This is a genomic window from Bradyrhizobium sp. HKCCYLRH2060 (assembly GCF_051168135.1).
Classification (GTDB): domain Bacteria; phylum Pseudomonadota; class Alphaproteobacteria; order Rhizobiales; family Xanthobacteraceae; genus Bradyrhizobium.
The window spans coordinates 104,807-121,967 of the sequence record NZ_JBNPUK010000022.1; the positions used below are offsets into that span (position 1 = coordinate 104,807).

Below are 17,161 nucleotides of genomic sequence, written 5' to 3' on the forward strand. Positions count from 1 at the left end.
CACGCCCGTCCGACTCAGCGCGATGCGACGGGCGCGGCAAGCACTGCGAGCATGCCAATGGCAGCGACGTTGGCCGCCACGTCCCTCCGTCGCAGCCGCCTTCGGCTGAAAGAGCCTATTCTCGGAGCTGTCGCCGCGTTCGCGGCGCAAATGGCGCGGCCGACCGGACGGCGGCGAGGTCGCGATCGCCGGCAGGCGCATCTTCATCCCTCCGCCCGCCCCGCCGTTAGCACGTCTTTAGGCGATGTCCGCCTTCATCAGGTCGCGCAGCGCTTTCGGTATCGGCTGCGCCCTGCCGCCGCTGATGAACGCGACTCTCACGTCGGCCTTGACGAGCACCTCCTCGCCGCGCCTGACCTCCTGCGCCAGCGTGATCGACGCCCCCTTCACCGCCACGGGCCAGGTGACGACGTCGAGCACGTCGTCCATGCGGGCCGGCCGCAGGAAGTCGAGCGTCATCGAGCGCACCACGAAGGCGAAACCCGGGGCTTCGCTTGCCGCCTCCGCGAACAGCGCGTGCTGCTCGGCGCCCATCAGCCTCAGGTGATTGGTACGGCCGCGCTCCATGAAACGAAGGTAGTTGGCGTGGTAGACGATGCCTGAGAAATCCGTGTCCTCGTAGTAGACGCGGACCTGCATGTGGTGACGGCCGTCGCGGATCTCGCCGTCGAGATGGTGATGGGTCAAGGTACGCCCTCGATAGCCGGAAATGGCGATCGTTTCGCCCAGTTCAACGGCCAGCGCAAGAGCAGGCTAGGACGTCACCTCGACGGGTTCCCTGCCGACGGTGACCAGCACGATTTCCGGCGGCATGCCGATCCGGACTGGCATGATGCTGCAGCCGAGGCCGCCGGAGACGATCACGTCGCATTGGGTGCGGATGTGGCCGTAGGCCAGATTGACGCCATTGCGCGCGGGAACGGCCGGCGACCAGCCGAGCAGGCGGATCTGGCCACCATGCGTATGCCCCGACAGTTGCAGCGCCACGCGCGGCGGCACCCGAAGCGCGACGTCGGGCTCGTGCGCCAGCAGAATGACCGGGGCGCTGTCCGTCACCTTACGCAGCGTCCCTGCGAGATCATCGATGCCGATCCGCGGCATCGGCCGAAAGCGGCGCGCCGGCATGTAGGCCAACTGATCGCCGAGGCCGGCAAGCCAGAAGGCATGGCCGTTCTTCGTGAGACGCACGACGTCGTTCTCGTAGACGGGAATGCCGGCGGCCTCGAGCGCCTTCTGGGCATACGGCGCGCCGCGGCCGTCGCGCTGCACGGTTCGATCATCCCAATAATCATGATTGCCCAGGATGGCGTGCACGCCCAGCGGCGCCTTCAGGCCGCCGAGCACCGGCGCCCAGGCGGCGGCGTCGATGCGTCCGATGTGATGACGATGACCGGCGACGTAGTCGCCGAGCAGGACGATCAGATCCGGCTGCAGCGCATTGGCACGCTGGACGATCCCGTCGATATGCACCAGCGACATCCACGGATCGCAGGCATGGATATCGGCGATCGCCGCGATCTTCAGTCTCAGCCCAGCGGGCCAGTTGTGCGGATGGATGTGATAGTCGGTGACGCCGAGACGGAGCGGCTCGACGCCGACGCCATAGGTCGCAGTCGAAAAACCGGTCGCGGCAAGACCGCCTGAGAATGACAGAAAGCGACGGCGTGACAGCATCGATAAACTCCTCGCAGCGGCTCCCTTCTCCCTGATCATTGCAACCGATTTCGGGTGCGTCTGTGCAGATTGTCAGCAGTTTCGTTAATCATCGTCCTCATTGCCGAACAGGCCGAACTGGCTGGGATCGCGGTTCGGCTCGGCCAGGCCGAGATGCTTGAACGCGTGCGTGGTCAGCAGCCGGCCGCGCGGCGTGCGCTGCAGATAGCCGCATTGGATCAGATAGGGCTCGATGATGTCCTCGATCGCGTCGCGCGGCTCCGACAGCGCCGCCGCCATGGTCTCGACGCCGACCGGGCCGCCGCCGTAGTTCAGCGCGATGGTCGAGAGATAGCGCCGGTCCATCGCGTCCAGCCCGGCGGCATCGACCTCCAGCGCGCTCAGCGCGTGATCGGCGATGGCGCGATCGATCGCGTCCGCGTTTGCCGCCGAGGCGAAGTCACGCACACGGCGCAGCAGCCGGCCGGCGATGCGCGGGGTGCCGCGGGCGCGCCGCGCGATCTCGTTGGCGCCGTCCGCGGTCATGCCGACTCCGAGCACGCGGGCACCGCGCGTGACGATGCCTTCGAGCTCCTCGACGGTGTAGAAGTTCAGGCGGATCGGGATGCCGAAGCGGTCACGCAACGGATTAGTCAGCAGGCCCGCGCGGGTGGTGGCGCCGACCAGGGTGAACTTCGACAGATCGATCTTCACCGACCGCGCGGCCGGTCCCTCGCCGATGATGAGGTCGAGCTGGAAGTCCTCCATCGCGGGATAGAGCACCTCCTCGACCGCCGGGCTGAGACGATGGATCTCGTCGATGAACAGCACGTCGCGCTCTTCGAGATTGGTCAGCAGCGCCGCGAGATCGCCGGCCTTAGCGATGACCGGACCCGAGGTAGCGCGGAAGCCGACACCTAGCTCGCGCGCCACGATCTGCGCCAAGGTCGTCTTGCCGAGGCCGGGCGGGCCGACGAACAGCACATGGTCGAGCGCCTCGCCGCGCTTGCGCGCCGCCTCGATGAAGATCGACAGATTGGCGCGCGCCTGCTGCTGGCCGACGAACTCCGACAGCTGCTGCGGACGCAGCGCGGTGTCGCCGACATCATCGGAGCGCCGCTCAGGACTGACCATGCGCGCAGGCGGCTTCATTCGTTGCCGCGCCTGTACTTGTTCGGCAGCAGCTCGCCGATGGTCACCGCCGCAGGCCCCTTGCCGTTCGACGGCACGATGACGCGCGCCTTGGCATCATAGTCGTGGATCAGCTCGCGGCAGGTGCCGCAGGGCGAGACCACGGCGACCTCGCCGGGCTCGCCGGGCTTGGGATGGCGCACCGCGACGATGGTCTCGATGCCGTGGTCGCCGTACTCCGTGATGGCGCGGCCGATCGCGATGGCCTCGGCGCAGACGGCGTTGCGGCCGAGATAGGCATCGATGTTGACGCCCGTGATGATGCGGCCGTCGCGCGTGCGCATGGCTGCGCCGACCTCCTGCCAATCGTTGCGATAGCGGCTCTTCACCGCTGATGCGGCCGCCTCGATCAGCTCCTTGTCCTTCTTGCTCACCATGGGGTAAACGGATGTCCTTCTGCTCGCCCGGCCGGGCGACGATAGCCTATTTCGCCAGCTCCTTGAGGCCGAGGCGAATGAGTTGCGCGGTCTCGGCCTTGTCGCCGGCCGCACGTGACGCGGCGGCAATGGCGGCAGCCGCCTGCGGCTGGCCATAACCGAGATTGATGAGCGCGGAGATCGCGTCCGCGATCGGCTGCGGCGCGCGGGATTCCTCGATGGCGCCGGACAGCCTGACGACACCGGGATCGACATCGGCGAACGCCGGCGCCTTGTCCTTCAGCTCGGTGACGATGCGCTCGGCGACCTTGGGGCCGACGCCCGGCGTGCGCGCCACCGCGGCCTTGTCGCGCAGCGCGATCGCATTGGCGAGGTCCGCCGGCGGCAGAGTGCCTAGGACCGCGAGGGCGACCTTGGCGCCGACGCCCTGTACCGTCTGCAAAAGGCGAAACCATTCCCGTTCGACATCCGAGCGAAAACCGAACAGCTTGATCTGGTCCTCGCGCACATAGGTCTCGATCGACAACGTGGCGGCTTCACCGGGCGACGGCAAGGCCTGCAGCGTGCGCGCCGAGCAGTGCACCTGATAGCCGACGCCGCCGACGTCGAGGATGACGAAATCCTCCGCGTAGGAATCGATCAACCCCTTGAGCTTGCCGATCATAGCCCGGCCACCTTCATGCGCAGCGCCTGGCCCTGGCGGTGATGGGCGTGGGTGATCGCAATCGCCAGCGCGTCGGCCGCGTCGGCCGACGACAGCTCGGCCTTCGGCAGCAGGATCTTCAGCATCACCGCGATCTGGCCCTTGTCGGCGTGCCCGGCGCCGACCACGGTCTTCTTGACCTGGTTGGGGGCGTATTCGGCGACCGAAATTCCGAACATCGCCGGCGCCAGCATGGCGATGCCGCGGGCCTGGCCGAGCTTCAGGGTGGCGACGCCGTCCTTGTTGACGAAGGTCTGCTCGACCGCGGCCTCAAGCGGCTGGAAGTCATTCAGGACCTTGGCGAGACCCTCGTGGATGGCGAGAAGTCTGTTCGCCAGCGGCAGGTCGTCGGGCGGCTCGACCGAGCCGCAGCCGACATAGATCAGGCGGTTGCCCTCGCTCTCGATCACGCCCCAGCCGGTGCGGCGGAGGCCAGGATCGATCCCGATGATGCGGACGGCTGCGCGAATCGGCTGGGCTTTCATGGGTTCAGAGATAGCCTTGCGCCGCACCGATGGAAACATAAACGGAACGCACGAACGACGTGGTCAAGCGTCCGTCAACCGCCCATCTTCGCCATCAGCGCGTCCGAAATCTCGAAATTGGCGTAGACGTTCTGGACGTCGTCGTGCTCGTTCAGGAGGTCCATCAGCTTCACCAGCTTCTCGCCGGTCTCGTCGTCGACCGCCACCGTGTTCTGCGGCTTCCAGGTCAACGCCGCCTTGCGCGGCTCGCCGAACTTGGCCTCGAGGTTCTTGGCGACCTCGTGGAAACTGTCCGGCGAGGCATAGACCTCGTGGCCGCCCTCGCCCGAGATCACATCATCCGCGCCGGCCTCGATCGCGGCGTCCAGCACCGCGTCGTCAGAGGCGACGCTGCGGTCGAACTCGATGATCCCGACGCGGTCGAACATGAACGAGACCGAGCCGGTCTCGCCGAGATTGCCGCCGGACTTGGTGAAATAGGAGCGAATGTCGGAGGCGGCGCGGTTGCGGTTGTCGGTCAGCGCCTCGACGATGACGGCGACGCCGCCCGGGCCATAGCCCTCGTAGCGGATCTCGGCATAATTGTCGCCCTCGCCGCCGAGCGCCTTCTTGATGGCCCGCTCGATATTGTCCTTGGGCATGTTCTCGGCCCGGGCGGCGACCACGGCGGCGCGCAGCCGCGGGTTCATCGCCGGGTCGGGCGTGCCGAGCTTGGCGGCGACGGTGATTTCGCGCGCCAGCTTGCCGAACAGCTTGGACTTCATCGCATCCTGCCGGCCCTTGCGATGCATGATGTTCTTGAATTGGGAATGGCCGGCCATGCGAGGTCTCTTGCAATCGTAGGGGATCAATGAGGGAAGCGCGGCCTTATAGGCCGGGAATCGGCAAAATCAAAGATTTGAGGTGGATTCTGCGGTGGCTGCCCCCTTCGGGAAGCCGGCCGGGTGCCCTGCAGCATAAGCCAATGTTAACCATGGCTTCACAGTCAAGTGCAACGATCCCGCCCCTCTGCACCTTTTCACCCGCACCGGGGCCCACCCCATGGCGTTTGGTTTCTTTGCAAGACGACCCTCTGCGCCCGATCCGGCGGCCGAACCGAAGCCGGTGGCCCCGCCGGAGCCGCCGACGTCGTCGGATGCCGATTCGGCCAAGGCCATCCTCGACCTGCTGGAGCTGGAACTCGGCGGCATGATTCGCCAGCTCGAGCGCGCCGCCGATGCGGTCGCCAGCGGCGCCGAGGCGACGGCGGGGACGCTGACGGACATTCGCCAGCGCGCCGATGCGCTGAGCGGGCGCAGCAGCGCCGCGCAAGGAACGGCGGCGACGTTCGCCCACGCCGCGGAGAAGGTGACCCAGTCCGCCCACGGTATCCGTGCCCAGGTCCAGGACGCCGGCCAGCTCGCCGACCAGGCCAGCGCCGCCGCCACGGAAGCCCGGGCCAACGTCGACCGCCTGCGCGAATCCTCGGCGGCGATCGGCAACGTCGTCAACCTGATCTCCCAGATCGCGCGCCAGACCACCCTGCTCGCGCTCAACTCGACCATCGAGGCCGCCCGCGCCGGCGAGGCCGGCCGCGGCTTCGCGGTGGTCGCGACCGAGGTCAAGGCCCTCGCCGTGCAGACCCAGAACGCGACCGAGGAGATCACGCGCAAGATCGAGGCACTGCAGAAGGACGCCGCCGGCTCGGCCGACGCCGTCCACCGCATCGCCCAGGCGATCGAGGCGATCCGCCCCGTCTTCACCAACGTCAACGGCGCCGTCGCCGAACAGAACCAGACCACCGGCGAGATGTCGAACAATGCGGCCCAGGCCTCGCAGTTCATATCCTCGGTGGTCGACAGCGCCGCCGACATCGGCAGCGCCACCCAGCAGGCCGAGAGCTATGGCGAGCGCGTCACGAACGCCGGGCGCGCCGTGACCATGTACGCCCAGAAGCTGAAGGCGCGCTGCGCCGTGCTGCTGCGGCAGGGCGATCGGCCCGTGCGCAGCGGCAGCGAGCGTCTGCCCTGTCACCTCAAGCTCGAGATCAAGTCGGGCGCACGTACGATCGATGCGCCGGTCTATGAGATTTCCAACGACGGCCTTCTGATCACCGGCCCAGATGCCAGCCGCCTGCCCGTGAACGAGCGTCTCGACGCCGTGCTGGAGGACGTCGGTCCGTGCCGCCTGCGCGTCACCGAGCAGGTCAAGGCCGGCGCCCAGGCGCGGTTCGATGCGCCAAGTGCCGAACTGCGCGAGAAGATCGAGGACAAGCTCTGGGCGCTGCACGAGGAGAACAACGAGTTCGTCACCCGCGCCATGGAAGCCGGCACCGAGCTGAACCGGATGTTCGAGAGCGCCGTCGCGCGCGGCGAGGTCACGATCGAGGACATGTTCGACACCAACTATGTCGAGATCCCCGGCACCAATCCGCAGCAGCATCGCAGCCGGATCCTCGACTGGGCCGAGCGCGCGCTGCCTGCGTTCCAGGAGGCCTTCCTGGCCAAGGACCAGCGCTTGGCGTTCTGCGTCGCGATCGACCGCAACGGCTATCTGCCGGTGCACAACAAGATCTATTCGCATCCGCAGCGGCCGGGCGATGTCGCCTTCAATACCGCCAACAGCCGCAACCGCCGCATCTTCAACGATCCGGCCGGGCTCGCGGCCGGGCGCAACCAGCGGCCCTATCTGATCCAGAGCTACGCGCGCGACATGGGCAACGGCAACACCATCATGATGCGCGAAATCGACGTACCGATCCGCGTCCGCGGCCGGCACTGGGGCGGCTTCCGCACCGCCTACAAATTGTGAGCCAAGCGGCGATTTTCTGATCCTATCAAGCCCGGGAGTCTGGACATGTCGGTCGCGCAACGCGCCATTCTGGAAAGTCACGACGCGCGCACCGGCGCCGAGCGGCTGATCGACGAGATCGCCGACCGCATCGGCGGCCTTGGCGTCGAGCTCGCCGACGTCGCCGGCAACGTCCAGGAGGTCGCCAACCGCGTCAGCTACCAGTCGCAGCGGTTCGGGCATCTGCAGGCCACGGCCAAGACCATGGTCGCGGCCAATCACGACATCGCCACCGCCTCGCAGGCGGTGCAATCGGCCACGACCGCCGCGGTCGGCGACATCACCCAGTCGCGCAACGTGGTCGACACCGCGGTGCGGCACATCGCCGAACTGGTCGAGTCCGTCGAGCGCATCGAGCAGCGGCTCGGCTCGGTCGGCGATGCGCTGTCGCAGGTCGCCAAGGTCTCGGTGGCGATCGAGGCGATCGCCAAGCAGACCAACCTGCTGGCGCTGAACGCCACCATCGAGGCCGCGCGCGCCGGCAGCGCCGGCCGCGGCTTTGCCGTCGTCGCGAGCGAGGTGAAGTCGCTCGCCGAGGCGACCCGCCAAGCCACCCAGGAGATCGGCGATACCCTGCGCGGGCTCGACTCGCAGGTGAAGAGCCTGCTCGGCGAGAGCGGCCAGGCCTCGTCGCGCGCCAAGACAGCGGGTGAAGGCGCCCAGCAGATCGGCGGCATCATCGTCCGCGTCCAGGACGGCTTCACCAGCGTCGGCCAGGAGATCGACGGCGTGGCGAAGGCCGCGACCTCCAACCTCGCGCATTGCGACGCCGTGATCAGCGAGCTCAACGAGCTCGCCAAGGGCGTCGACCAGTCCTCGGTCGAGCTCAAACAGGCCGACAGCCGCATCGCCAAGCTGCTCGATCGTTCCGAGGCGCTGATCGGGCTGATCGCCGAAAGCGGCGTACAGACCACGGACGCGCCGCTGATCAAGACCGTCGTCGACACCGCCCGGCAGATCTCGGCGACCTTCGAGGCGGCGATCGATCGCGGCGAGATCACGCTCGCCGACCTGATGGACGAGAGCTATCGCGAGATCCCCGGCACCAATCCCAAGCAGTACATGACGCGCTACGTCGAGTTCACCGACCGCGTGCTGCCCGCGATCCAGGACCCGATCCAGGGCAGCGACCAGCGCATCGTGTTCTGCGTCGCCTGGGCGCGCGGCGGCTATCTGCCGACGCACAATCCGAACTACCGCAGGCCGCAGGGGCCCGATCCGGTCTGGAACAACGCCAACTGCCGCAACCGCCGGCTGTTCGACGACCGCGCGGTGAAGAAGGTCGCCGCCGCCAGCAACAAGCCGTTTCTGCTCCAGACCTACCGCCGCGACATGGGCGGCGGGCAGTTCGTGCTGATGAAGGACCTGTCCGCGCCGATCGTCATCAAGGGACGGCATTGGGGCGCGTTCCGGATGGGCTTTCGCCTCAAGGCCTGACGCAGGCTCTCATCCTCCCCAGAACGCCGGCCTCGTCTGCGACAGCCGGCCGCCGATCCGCACCGGCGCGACCTTGATCGCAAGCCCGGTGCCGTTGTCGGTCTCGACCGCCACCCCGCTCAACGTCGCCTCGCCCGTCGCCGGCTCGAACCGCGCCGACGGGATGCCCGACTGGAAGCGCCGCAACGGCTCGTCCTTCTGCATGCCGATGATGGAATCGTAATCGCCGGTCATGCCGGCATCGGTCATGTAGGCGGTGCCGCCGGGCAGGATCTGGTGATCGGCCGTTGGCACATGCGTATGGGTGCCAACGACGAGGCTGGCGCGGCCGTCGCAGAAATAGCCCATGCCCTGCTTCTCGCTGGAGGCCTCGCAATGCACGTCGACCACAACAGCATCCGCCGCCTCGCGCAGCGGGCAGGCGCCGAGCTCGCGGCCGACAGCCGCGAACGGATCATCGAACGGCGTCATGAACACGCGCCCGAGCACGTTGACCACCAGCGAGCGGGCGCCGTTCTTGGCATCGATCAGCGCGGCGCCACGGCCGGGCGTGCCCGCCGGATAGTTCGCGGGACGCACCAGGCGCGGCGCGCGCTCGATGAACACCAGCGCCTCGCGCTGGTCCCAGGAGTGGTTGCCGAGCGTGACCGCGTCGGCGCCGGCATCGACCAGCTCCTGATAGATCGCCTCGGTGATGCCGAACCCGCCGGCCGCGTTCTCGCCATTGATGATGACGAGATCGAGCGCCCAATCGCGGATCAAGCCCGGAAGGTGGTCCGAGACGGCGCTGCGGCCGGCCCGGCCGACGACGTCGCCGACGAAGAGAATTCGCAATTCAATTGCTCCGGAAATCCAAGGTCTCGCGCTCGGTTAGCACATAATCCAGCGCCGCGTCGTGGGCCAAGGCCGGGATGGCCTCGGTTTCCTGCACGGCAAAGCCGAGCCCGACGCCGATGAGATGATGTGTCTTCCGCAAGTGCGAGAAGGTGTAGTCGTAGTAGCCGCCGCCATAGCCGATGCGGTGGCCGGTGCGGTCGAAGGCGGCGAGCGGGACCAGCATCACGTCCGGCACCAGCTCGGCCGCGACCGGCGACGGCTCGGGGATGCCGAGCGAGCCCAATGTCAGCCGATCGCCCGGCGACCACGCCCGGAAAGAGAGCGAATGGCCGCGCGCCAGGATGACCGGCAGCGCCAGCCGCGCGCCCTTCGCCGCCAGCACGCGCATCAGCGGCACCGGATCGAGCTCGTTGCGAATCGGCGCATAGCCCGAGACCACCTGGCCCAGCTCCAGCGCGAACGGCAGCCCGCGCACCGCGATGGCCTGGGCGGCGGCGCTGCGCGCCTCGTCGCTCAGCGCATCGCGCGCGGCCAGCGCTGCAGCCCGCAGCTGCTGCTTGGTGTGCTGGACGGCCTTCATCGGCATGCGGCGGGACCTCCGTCAAGAGCGCGCGGACGCGGGCACTCCAACGTTCTCAGAAACGCAGCAGGTCGGCAATCAAGGGGACAGAGGAGAGATACAAAGAGGAGAGAGACAAGCGCGAAGCCGCAATCGCCGTTGAAACGCTCGATCCCGGAGTTCCCTACGAAAGTAGGTGGGCACCATATGTCCAGGTCCACGGACCTGGCCAGGGACAGTTCCCTAAAGGATCGATAAGGCCCCGGGGATATGTTGGTTCCGGACGCGCGTCGCAGCCTCGCCGGCGCAATGTAACCATCGCGGGGTGATTTTGCCAGCGGTGCCGACGGATTGGGACGGGACGCCGTCGCCCATCCTCGGTGTCGTCGCCCGGCTTGACCGGGCGACCCAGTCCGCCGTGACGGCAGTGGCTCAGCTGAGAGGCCGCGGCGTACTGGATCGCCCGCTTTCGCGGGCGACGACAGCGGTGGGGTGGCGGCAGCCGGGCTGATCCCTGCTGAGCCGATTGCCGCGGGGCCTTTCATTCCAGTGCAGATCACGGTGGATTCGGCGTCGGCCATGGCTTCGACTCCTCGCGGCGCGTAGCGTCCGAGCTGTTGAACTTCGATCGCCCTCCGTGAACAGAGGGCACAGGGAAGGCCGGGCGTCGGCTGACGCCCGTGGCCCGCCTGCTCAAAAAATGCAGGCGGCAGGTACCACAGGTGCAGCCGGAAACACCCGGCCTTCCCTGCGCGACGGTTGGAACGGCTGCTTCGCGATCTCCCTGGTGCGCCGGGCTTGTTGGCCACCATGCTCCGCGCGACGCCTCAAGCGTCGTCGCAAAGGGAACACCAGCATCGGGGTGTCAGGACCACGCGACTTGACCGTACGTGCATCGCCGTTCGTCCGCGCGATGTGACTCACGCTGCGGCAATCCACGCCCATCGCATCCCACTGCCAACGTCTCGTGACGGTCGCGACACGCCCCTCATGCGGCAGCAGGACGAGCGGAAGCATCCGCCTGATTTGCCCGACGAGACAAGTGACGCAGCCTGCGACATCGTAACGCGACGGGCAGTTTGCGCAGGGCGCGTATGCGCGGATTGCCCGTCGTGCGGCAGAGGAAAGCAGTTGGCGGAGAGGCATCCATCCGGCGAGGGTGCGAGACGCAACCAAATAGCGGCGGGCTTGGCGACGGCGGAGGTCATCGCGCCTCTTCAATCCCAATCGTCATCCACATCAATGCCAGCCATCCCTCTCATCTCCGGCATTGCCGTCATCATCACCGCCCTCCTCGCCGCATCACGGCGCTCCCGCGGCAGCGCATAGTCTTGCCACGATTCAGGCCCATCGACTGGGAGCTGAGGTTGTGGCAGATCATGCCCACATCCCAATGCCCTGTATCGTACATCGGAGTCCTGGCATGCGCTTCAATCTCACAACTGTCATGGCCGCCTGCGCGCTGCTGATCGCGCCGGCTGGAGCGGGCCTCGCCGCCGACGTCAAGATCCATCGCGTCGCGATCCAGGTCGATCAGAACGATCCGGCGATCATGAATCTGGCGCTCAACAACGCCACCAACATCATGGAGACGTTCAAGGAGAAGGGCGAGGAGGTCGAGATCGAGCTCGTCACCTATGGACCCGGGCTGAACATGCTGCGCGAGGATACCTCGCCGGTGAAGGACCGGCTCAAGCAGATCGCCGAGCTGAGCTTTCCCGCCAAGATCAAATTCTCCGCCTGCAACATCACCAAGCGCGGCATGGAGAAACGCGAAGGACATCCGATTGCGATCGTCGCCGAAGCGAGCCTGGTGCCCTCGGGCGCAGTGAGGCTGATGGAATTGCAGGAGAGCGGCTGGAGCTACCTGAAACCTTAAGTAGTTCTTGCCCCAAAACTGCCAGGTTTAGGGCTCATTGAGATACGATCTTGGATTGATCTGTGTCATCAGTCTGCTCGGGGGAATGGCGAGCAGACGCGATCGGGGACTAGTCACATGCACAGAGTACTCGCCCGGCCGGCGCTGCTGGCGCTGGCAACGCTTTCGGCTGCCTTGCTCACCCCCGTCGGCGCGGTGCGCGCGCAAGAGCAGTCCGCCGCTCCGCTCTCGATCAAGCCTGCGCGCGCGTCGGAACGGCGGACCGTCGAGCCTCGGGTCTCAGAGTCCCGCGAGCCGCGGAGCGCCTCGGACGAAGCCGCCATCAAGACGCGCATGAACCAATGGACCGTCGGCCTGGCCGCGGGCCTGCCCGACGGCGGCTTCGTGCGCTTCGCCAGCGAGATGGCGCGGACGATGGACGATGGCGACAACATGCGCCTGATCCCGATGGTGACGCGCGGCACCACCTCGAACATCGCCGACCTGCTCTATCTGCGCGGCGTCGACGTCGCGATCACCTATGCCGACGCCTTCGACTTCTACGCCAGGCAGGCCGGTCTTTCCAACATCAACGACCGCATCCGCTACGTGCTGCGCTTTTTCATCTCCGACGTGCACATCTATGCGCGCGACGAGTTCAAGACGCTGCAGGACCTGAAGGGCCAGAAGGTCGCGGTGGGCACGGCGGGCGTCGCCGCCGCCCACACCGGCCCGCTGATCTTCCGGCGCCTCGGCATCGACATAGAGCCGGTCGCGGTCGGTGGCCCTGTCGCGCTGGAGAAGCTGCACAAGGGCGAGATCGCCGCGATGGTCTATGTCGCCTCCAAGCCCGGCGAGCTGTTCAGCGGCAAGAAGGCGGATCCCGGATTCCACTTCGTGCCGGTGCCGTACACGCAGCAATTCTCGGATTTCTACTATCCGACCAGCATCAAGGCCGACACCTATCCAGGGCTGGTCGCACCTGACACCGCCGTGGAAACCATCGCCGTGCCGTCGGTGCTGGCCGTCTACAACTGGAAGCCGGGCAGCGACCGCGCCGACCGCGTCAACCGCTTCGTCGACACGCTGTTCACCAACCTCGCGCGGCTGCAGCAGCCGCCGTTCCATCCGGGCTGGAAGGATCTCAATCTCGAGGCCCAGGTGCCGGGCTGGCAGCGCTATCCGTATGTCGACGCCGTGCTGGAACGGATGAAGAAGGAGGCCAATGTCGGCCTGGCGCCCGCCGCGACCGGCGGTCTCTCGCAACAGGACCGCTTCGAGGCGTTTCTCGAATCGCAGGCCAAGGCGCCGACCTCGAAGGCGGAGAAGGAGGAGCTGTATCGCTCGTTCCTGGACTGGAGCCGCAAGCGGCAGCGATGAGGGGGACCGCCAATAGCGGCTCGGGCAGTCGGCTAACTCTCCCCGTTCTTACGGGGAGAGGGTTGGGGTGAGCGGCCGCCACACGGGAAGTGTGAGTTGGGGCAGACGCGCAGGGAGCGTCCTTGGTGAGACCTGTACCCCCTGACCCGGATTGCATCTGACGATGCAATCCGACCTCTCCCCGCAAGCGGGGCGAGGTACACCGAGCCAGCCGCGTGAGCGATCGCGCAAACTTGCTTGCAATCAACTCAACAGCAACTTCATCCCCGGATCGCCCTTCTCCATCGCCCGCTGATAGGCCGGGCGGGCGGCGATGCGTGACAGATAGGCGCGGATGTCGGGGAAGGGGCTGAGATCGTAAGGCAGGAAGTAGCGCATCGTCGTCAGCGAGAACACGGTCATGATGTCGGCGGTGGTGAGCGCCGCCCCCGCCAGGTAGTCCGCCTCGCCGCAGCGCGCCTCGACGGCCGCGAAGGCGCGATCGACCCGCGCCCGCATCGCGCCGAGCATGGGATTGTCGTCGGGCAGATCGAGACGGTTGAGGATCATCAGCCGGCCCATCGCCGCCTGCAAGGTGCCGTTGGCGAAGTGGAACCAGTAGAGGAATGGCGCGAAGTTCGGATCATCGGGGCCTGGCCGCAGCCGGCCCTGGCCGTATTTGGAGATGATGTAGTCGACAACGGCGCCGGATTCGGCGAGCACCAGATCGCCGTCGGTAATGACCGGCGCGGCGCCGATCGGGTGCAGCGCCTTGTACTCCGCGGGCGCCAGGACCGTCCTGGCGTCGCGCGTGTAGCATTTCAGCTCGTAGGGTATTTGCAGCTCCTCGCAGAGCCAGACGATGCGCTCGGATTGGGACTTCCCCAGATGATGGATTGTCAGCATGCGCTATCTTACCTCACCATCGCGCCGTACACGATGTCCTGCACCTGCTCGCGATAATATTTGCGCAGGTCGCCGGGCGCCGCGGTGCCGACCACCACGACGAGGCGCTCCTTCGGATCGCAGAAGAACTGCGTGCCATAGGCGCCGTTCCAGCTGAACTCGCCGGGATTGCCGGGCACCGCAGACAGACCCTCGCTGACGCGCACGGCGACGCCGAGCCCGAAGCTGAAGCCGGCGCGATGCGGCTCGACATTGGCGACGGTGTTCTTGATTTCCGGCCCGAGATGGTTGGAGGTCATGTGGTGCACCGTCTTCGGACTCAGGATGCGCGCGCCATCGAGCTCGCCGCCATTGAGCAGCATCTGGCCGAAGCGGACGTAGTCGCCGATGGTGGCGAAGGAGCAGGCGCCGCCGCAGTCCGACTTCGTCGGCGTGTCCAGCAGCTTGATTGCCTGCGGCTTGCCGGTCAGCGGATTCTGCGGAAACGGATGCGCCAGCCGCGGGCGTTGTGCGTCGGTTGGCGCGAAGGTCGCGTCGACCATGCCGAGCGGCTTCCAGACATTGGCTGAAAGATATTCGCCGAGCCGCTGCTCGCTGACCTTCTCGATCACCGCGCCGAGCACGTCGATGGAGAAGCCGTATTCGAACTGCGTGCCAGGCTGGTGCGCCAGCGGCAGCTTGGTGATGCGCTCGATGAAGGCCTGGGTGTCGCCCTCGATCGCAGGCGCGGTGCCGTCGGGATAGAGCCGCGCCACCGGGCTCGAGCTGTCCGGCCGGCCGCCATACATCAGGCCCGAGGTGTGGCGGTAGAGGTCGTGGATCAGGATCGGGCGGGCCTGCGGCACCAGCAGCAGTGCGCCGTTCTCCTGGGTGACGCCGACCTTCATGTCGGCGAAGGCCGGATAGTAGTCGGCGAGCCTGGCCTGCAACGGCAGTCGCCCCTGCTCCATCAGCGTCAGCCCCGCCACCGCGGTCATCGGCTTGGTCATCGAGGCCAGGGCGAAGATCGCGTCGAGCGGCATCGGCGTGCCCTTCACCGGATCGAGCTGGCCGTAGGCCTTGTAGTGCACGAGCTTGCCGTCACGCGCGATCGCCACCACCGCGCCGGGGACGCGCTTGGCCGCGATCTCGCGGGCGAAGAAATCATCCATGCGCGCCAGGCCAGCTTGCGAGAAGCCGACCTCGTCGGGCTTGGCCTCCGGCAGGGGCGCGGCGGCGAGCTGCGTGATGATCATGGTGAAGGCTGTGGCTACGGCCGCCTTGAGCAGCGTCTTCATGGGCACCTCCCTGATGCGCGGATGATCCCGCTTGTCTCGCGGGATTCGATCGCTCCGCCTGACCAATGGGTAGAGGACATAGGAAAGAACGACAAGCGCTCGCAACACGAACACATCGCGATGACGTGATCGGCTTCGCTGCCGCACAATGGCGTATCCGCGCGACCCATCGGAAGGGGACGGGTGAGACCGCTGACAGGCGATATCACGCATGCTGAGGACGATCGGACTCATCCTTCACACGCTCTGGGCCATCTGTACGCTTGCGACGGGAGCCTTCGTCGGTGCAACCGTCGGCTTTCATTCGGGCGGCTGGATCGGTGCCGTCGTCCTCGGCCTCGTCGGTCTGGTCATCGGCGCAGTAGGTGCGGCATTGCCGTTGGAAACCATCGCATTGATCATAGAAGGTCTTTGATCCCTGTTCGGAACCGTTGCCGCTGCGAGAGGTTGCCTGCTCTCGTCTCGAACGGACGCAGCGCCATGACCGGACCCGAGCTCGCCAATCACTATCGCGCCTACATCGTGTGCCTGAATGCGCAGGCATGGCCGGTGCTCGGCGATTTCGTGCACGACCACGTCGTTCACAACGGCCGGCAGCTCGGGCTCAACGGCTATCGCGATATGCTGGTGGGAAACTTCGCCGATATCCCCGACCTTCGCTTCAACATCGGCCTGCTGCTGTCAGAGCCGCCTCGCGTCGCAAGTCGGCTGGAGTTCGACTGCACGCCGCGTGGCGCGTTCCTCGGGCTGCCGGTCAACGGCCGGCGGGTCGCCTTCACGGAGAACGTGTTCTACGCATTCCGCGACGGCAGGATCGCGGAAGTATGGTCGGTGATCGACAAGGCCGCCATCGAGGCGCAACTCGCGCGAGCGTGAGTGAGGCTGCGAAGGAAGAGCGTGCTCTCAGATACAGCGCCCTCGCCCCTTGTGGGAGAGGGCATCGCCGGCCTATCCACGCACGCGGTTGGGTGAGGGGTTTCTCTCATTGGCGCTAACTTACCAAATTAACGCTTGGTATTCTCGTTTTCTTGGCGGCTCTCGGAGATGGCGTTGAATGTTCCGCGCAGCGGCCCGCAACGTTTGCACGTCGGGTTTGGGGATGACGGCGTCGACGAGGGCCTCGACGATCAAGCGCAATAGGCGCCAGACGCCGTTCTTCACGCGGCTTCCCGGCGGGGAGAGTCACCGAGATGTTCCGCGATGAGCGGCTCGGTCAGCAGCGCCAGCAGAAGATGACAGAGGATGTGCGCTCTCGCACTCCTGGGATCCTCGCCCGGTGGTCGCGCGAGGCCGATACTGCTCTTGAGATGCTTGAAGGCGATCTCGATGCGCCACCGCAATCGATAGAGGCTGCTGATTGCTGGAAGTGGATATTCATCGCGATCGAGCGAGGTGATGATGATGACCCATTCGGCCGCGACCAACGTCTCGGGCTGCAGCTTGCGGCCCATGTCTCGTGCCCGGCGCGTGATCTTTTCGATCGTGGCATCGCGCGCCTGCTTCGGCTTTCGGATCGCCACCAGACGTAATGCGATAGGCTCTTTCGCCGAAGCCTTGATCCAGACGGGCCGATCAACCAGTCCCTTGCCACGCGACTTTTTTAGCAGAGCAATGAGATCGAGACGGTTCGCGTCGGCGTCGAGCCAACGAGCGCCATTCCATTTGGCGCGCACTACGATATCAGCGCTTT

General features: G+C 66.5%; 18 protein-coding genes and 1 other RNA gene. 6 read left to right on the plus strand and 13 right to left on the minus strand.

The features are described from left to right. Nucleotides 1-237 precede the first annotated feature (237 nt). The 7 genes from ybgC to ACQR10_RS30325 form a co-directional block, all read right to left on the minus strand. Nucleotides 238-687 carry a tol-pal system-associated acyl-CoA thioesterase gene (gene ybgC / locus ACQR10_RS30295; protein WP_316216520.1) on the minus strand — a complete coding sequence of 150 codons (450 nt, stop codon included), beginning with the start codon at nt 685-687 and terminating at the stop codon, nt 238-240. A 66-nt stretch (nt 688-753) separates the two neighbouring features. Next, the gene (locus tag ACQR10_RS30300; protein ID WP_316216519.1) at nt 754-1,674 is read right to left on the minus strand and encodes a metallophosphoesterase; all 921 of its coding nucleotides are present in this window, start codon (nt 1,672-1,674) and stop codon (nt 754-756) included. A gap of 84 nt (nt 1,675-1,758) precedes the next feature. After that, the gene (gene ruvB, locus ACQR10_RS30305; protein ID WP_315804799.1) at nt 1,759-2,805 is read right to left on the minus strand and encodes a Holliday junction branch migration DNA helicase RuvB; all 1,047 of its coding nucleotides are present in this window, start codon (nt 2,803-2,805) and stop codon (nt 1,759-1,761) included. Further along, nucleotides 2,802-3,221 (minus strand): cytidine deaminase, encoded by a 420-nt coding sequence (locus ACQR10_RS30310; RefSeq protein WP_315804798.1) that lies wholly within the window; start codon nt 3,219-3,221, stop codon nt 2,802-2,804. The genes ruvB and ACQR10_RS30310 overlap by 4 nt, the downstream gene beginning before the upstream one ends. A gap of 46 nt (nt 3,222-3,267) precedes the next feature. Continuing rightward, nucleotides 3,268-3,885: a Holliday junction branch migration protein RuvA gene (gene ruvA, locus ACQR10_RS30315; protein WP_008961684.1), complete on the minus strand. Its 618-nt coding sequence runs from the start codon at nt 3,883-3,885 to the stop codon at nt 3,268-3,270. Continuing rightward, a complete protein-coding gene (gene ruvC, locus ACQR10_RS30320) occupies nt 3,882-4,409 on the minus strand; it encodes a crossover junction endodeoxyribonuclease RuvC (RefSeq protein WP_316216517.1) in 528 nt (175 codons plus the stop codon). The genes ruvA and ruvC overlap by 4 nt, the downstream gene beginning before the upstream one ends. Before the next feature lie 74 nt (nt 4,410-4,483). After that, nucleotides 4,484-5,230, minus strand: a complete 747-nt coding sequence (locus tag ACQR10_RS30325) for a YebC/PmpR family DNA-binding transcriptional regulator (protein ID WP_316216516.1) — start codon at nt 5,228-5,230, stop codon at nt 4,484-4,486. Nucleotides 5,231-5,450: 220 nt separating this feature from the next. On the opposite strand from ACQR10_RS30325, the gene ACQR10_RS30330 reads away from it, so the two are divergent. Continuing rightward, nucleotides 5,451-7,199, plus strand: coding sequence for a methyl-accepting chemotaxis protein (locus ACQR10_RS30330; protein WP_316216514.1), 1,749 nt, complete (start codon nt 5,451-5,453; stop codon nt 7,197-7,199). 45 nt (nt 7,200-7,244) lie between these two features. Continuing rightward, on the plus strand, nt 7,245-8,675 hold the full coding sequence (locus ACQR10_RS30335) for a methyl-accepting chemotaxis protein (protein WP_316216513.1): 1,431 nt from the start codon (nt 7,245-7,247) through the stop codon (nt 8,673-8,675). 9 nt (nt 8,676-8,684) lie between these two features. Here ACQR10_RS30335 and ACQR10_RS30340 read toward each other — a convergent pair whose 3' ends face one another. From ACQR10_RS30340 to ssrS, 3 genes are all read right to left on the minus strand, one after another. Beyond that, entirely contained in the window at nt 8,685-9,509 is an 825-nt protein-coding gene (locus tag ACQR10_RS30340) for a TIGR00282 family metallophosphoesterase (protein ID WP_316216512.1), read from the minus strand. 1 nt (nt 9,510) lies between these two features. After that, on the minus strand, nt 9,511-10,092 hold the full coding sequence (locus ACQR10_RS30345; protein WP_316216666.1) for a 5-formyltetrahydrofolate cyclo-ligase: 582 nt from the start codon (nt 10,090-10,092) through the stop codon (nt 9,511-9,513). A gap of 119 nt (nt 10,093-10,211) precedes the next feature. Further along, a non-coding RNA gene (gene ssrS / locus ACQR10_RS30350) (6S RNA) lies at nt 10,212-10,373 on the minus strand. A gap of 1,121 nt (nt 10,374-11,494) precedes the next feature. Here ssrS and ACQR10_RS30355 point away from each other — a divergent pair. After that, nucleotides 11,495-11,950, plus strand: coding sequence for a DsrE family protein (locus ACQR10_RS30355; RefSeq protein WP_315804792.1), 456 nt, complete (start codon nt 11,495-11,497; stop codon nt 11,948-11,950). Between the two features lie 117 nt (nt 11,951-12,067). After that, nucleotides 12,068-13,309: a TAXI family TRAP transporter solute-binding subunit gene (locus tag ACQR10_RS30360; protein ID WP_315804791.1), complete on the plus strand. Its 1,242-nt coding sequence runs from the start codon at nt 12,068-12,070 to the stop codon at nt 13,307-13,309. A 243-nt stretch (nt 13,310-13,552) separates the two neighbouring features. On the opposite strand, the gene ACQR10_RS30365 is transcribed toward ACQR10_RS30360, so the two are convergent. Both ACQR10_RS30365 and ACQR10_RS30370 read right to left on the minus strand, forming a co-directional pair. After that, entirely contained in the window at nt 13,553-14,194 is a 642-nt protein-coding gene (locus ACQR10_RS30365; RefSeq protein ID WP_316216511.1) for a glutathione S-transferase family protein, read from the minus strand. Nucleotides 14,195-14,202: 8 nt separating this feature from the next. Then, a complete protein-coding gene (locus ACQR10_RS30370) occupies nt 14,203-15,471 on the minus strand; it encodes a serine hydrolase domain-containing protein (RefSeq protein ID WP_316216510.1) in 1,269 nt (422 codons plus the stop codon). Nucleotides 15,472-15,682: 211 nt separating this feature from the next. On the opposite strand from ACQR10_RS30370, the gene ACQR10_RS30375 reads away from it, so the two are divergent. Further along, a complete protein-coding gene (locus ACQR10_RS30375) occupies nt 15,683-15,886 on the plus strand; it encodes a hypothetical protein (protein WP_316177337.1) in 204 nt (67 codons plus the stop codon). A gap of 65 nt (nt 15,887-15,951) precedes the next feature. Next, on the plus strand, nt 15,952-16,347 hold the full coding sequence (locus ACQR10_RS30380) for an ester cyclase (RefSeq protein ID WP_316177335.1): 396 nt from the start codon (nt 15,952-15,954) through the stop codon (nt 16,345-16,347). A 281-nt stretch (nt 16,348-16,628) separates the two neighbouring features. Here ACQR10_RS30380 and ACQR10_RS30385 read toward each other — a convergent pair. Further along, a partial coding sequence (locus tag ACQR10_RS30385) for a transposase (protein WP_434912181.1) occupies nt 16,629-17,161 on the minus strand: 533 nt, incomplete at its 5' end.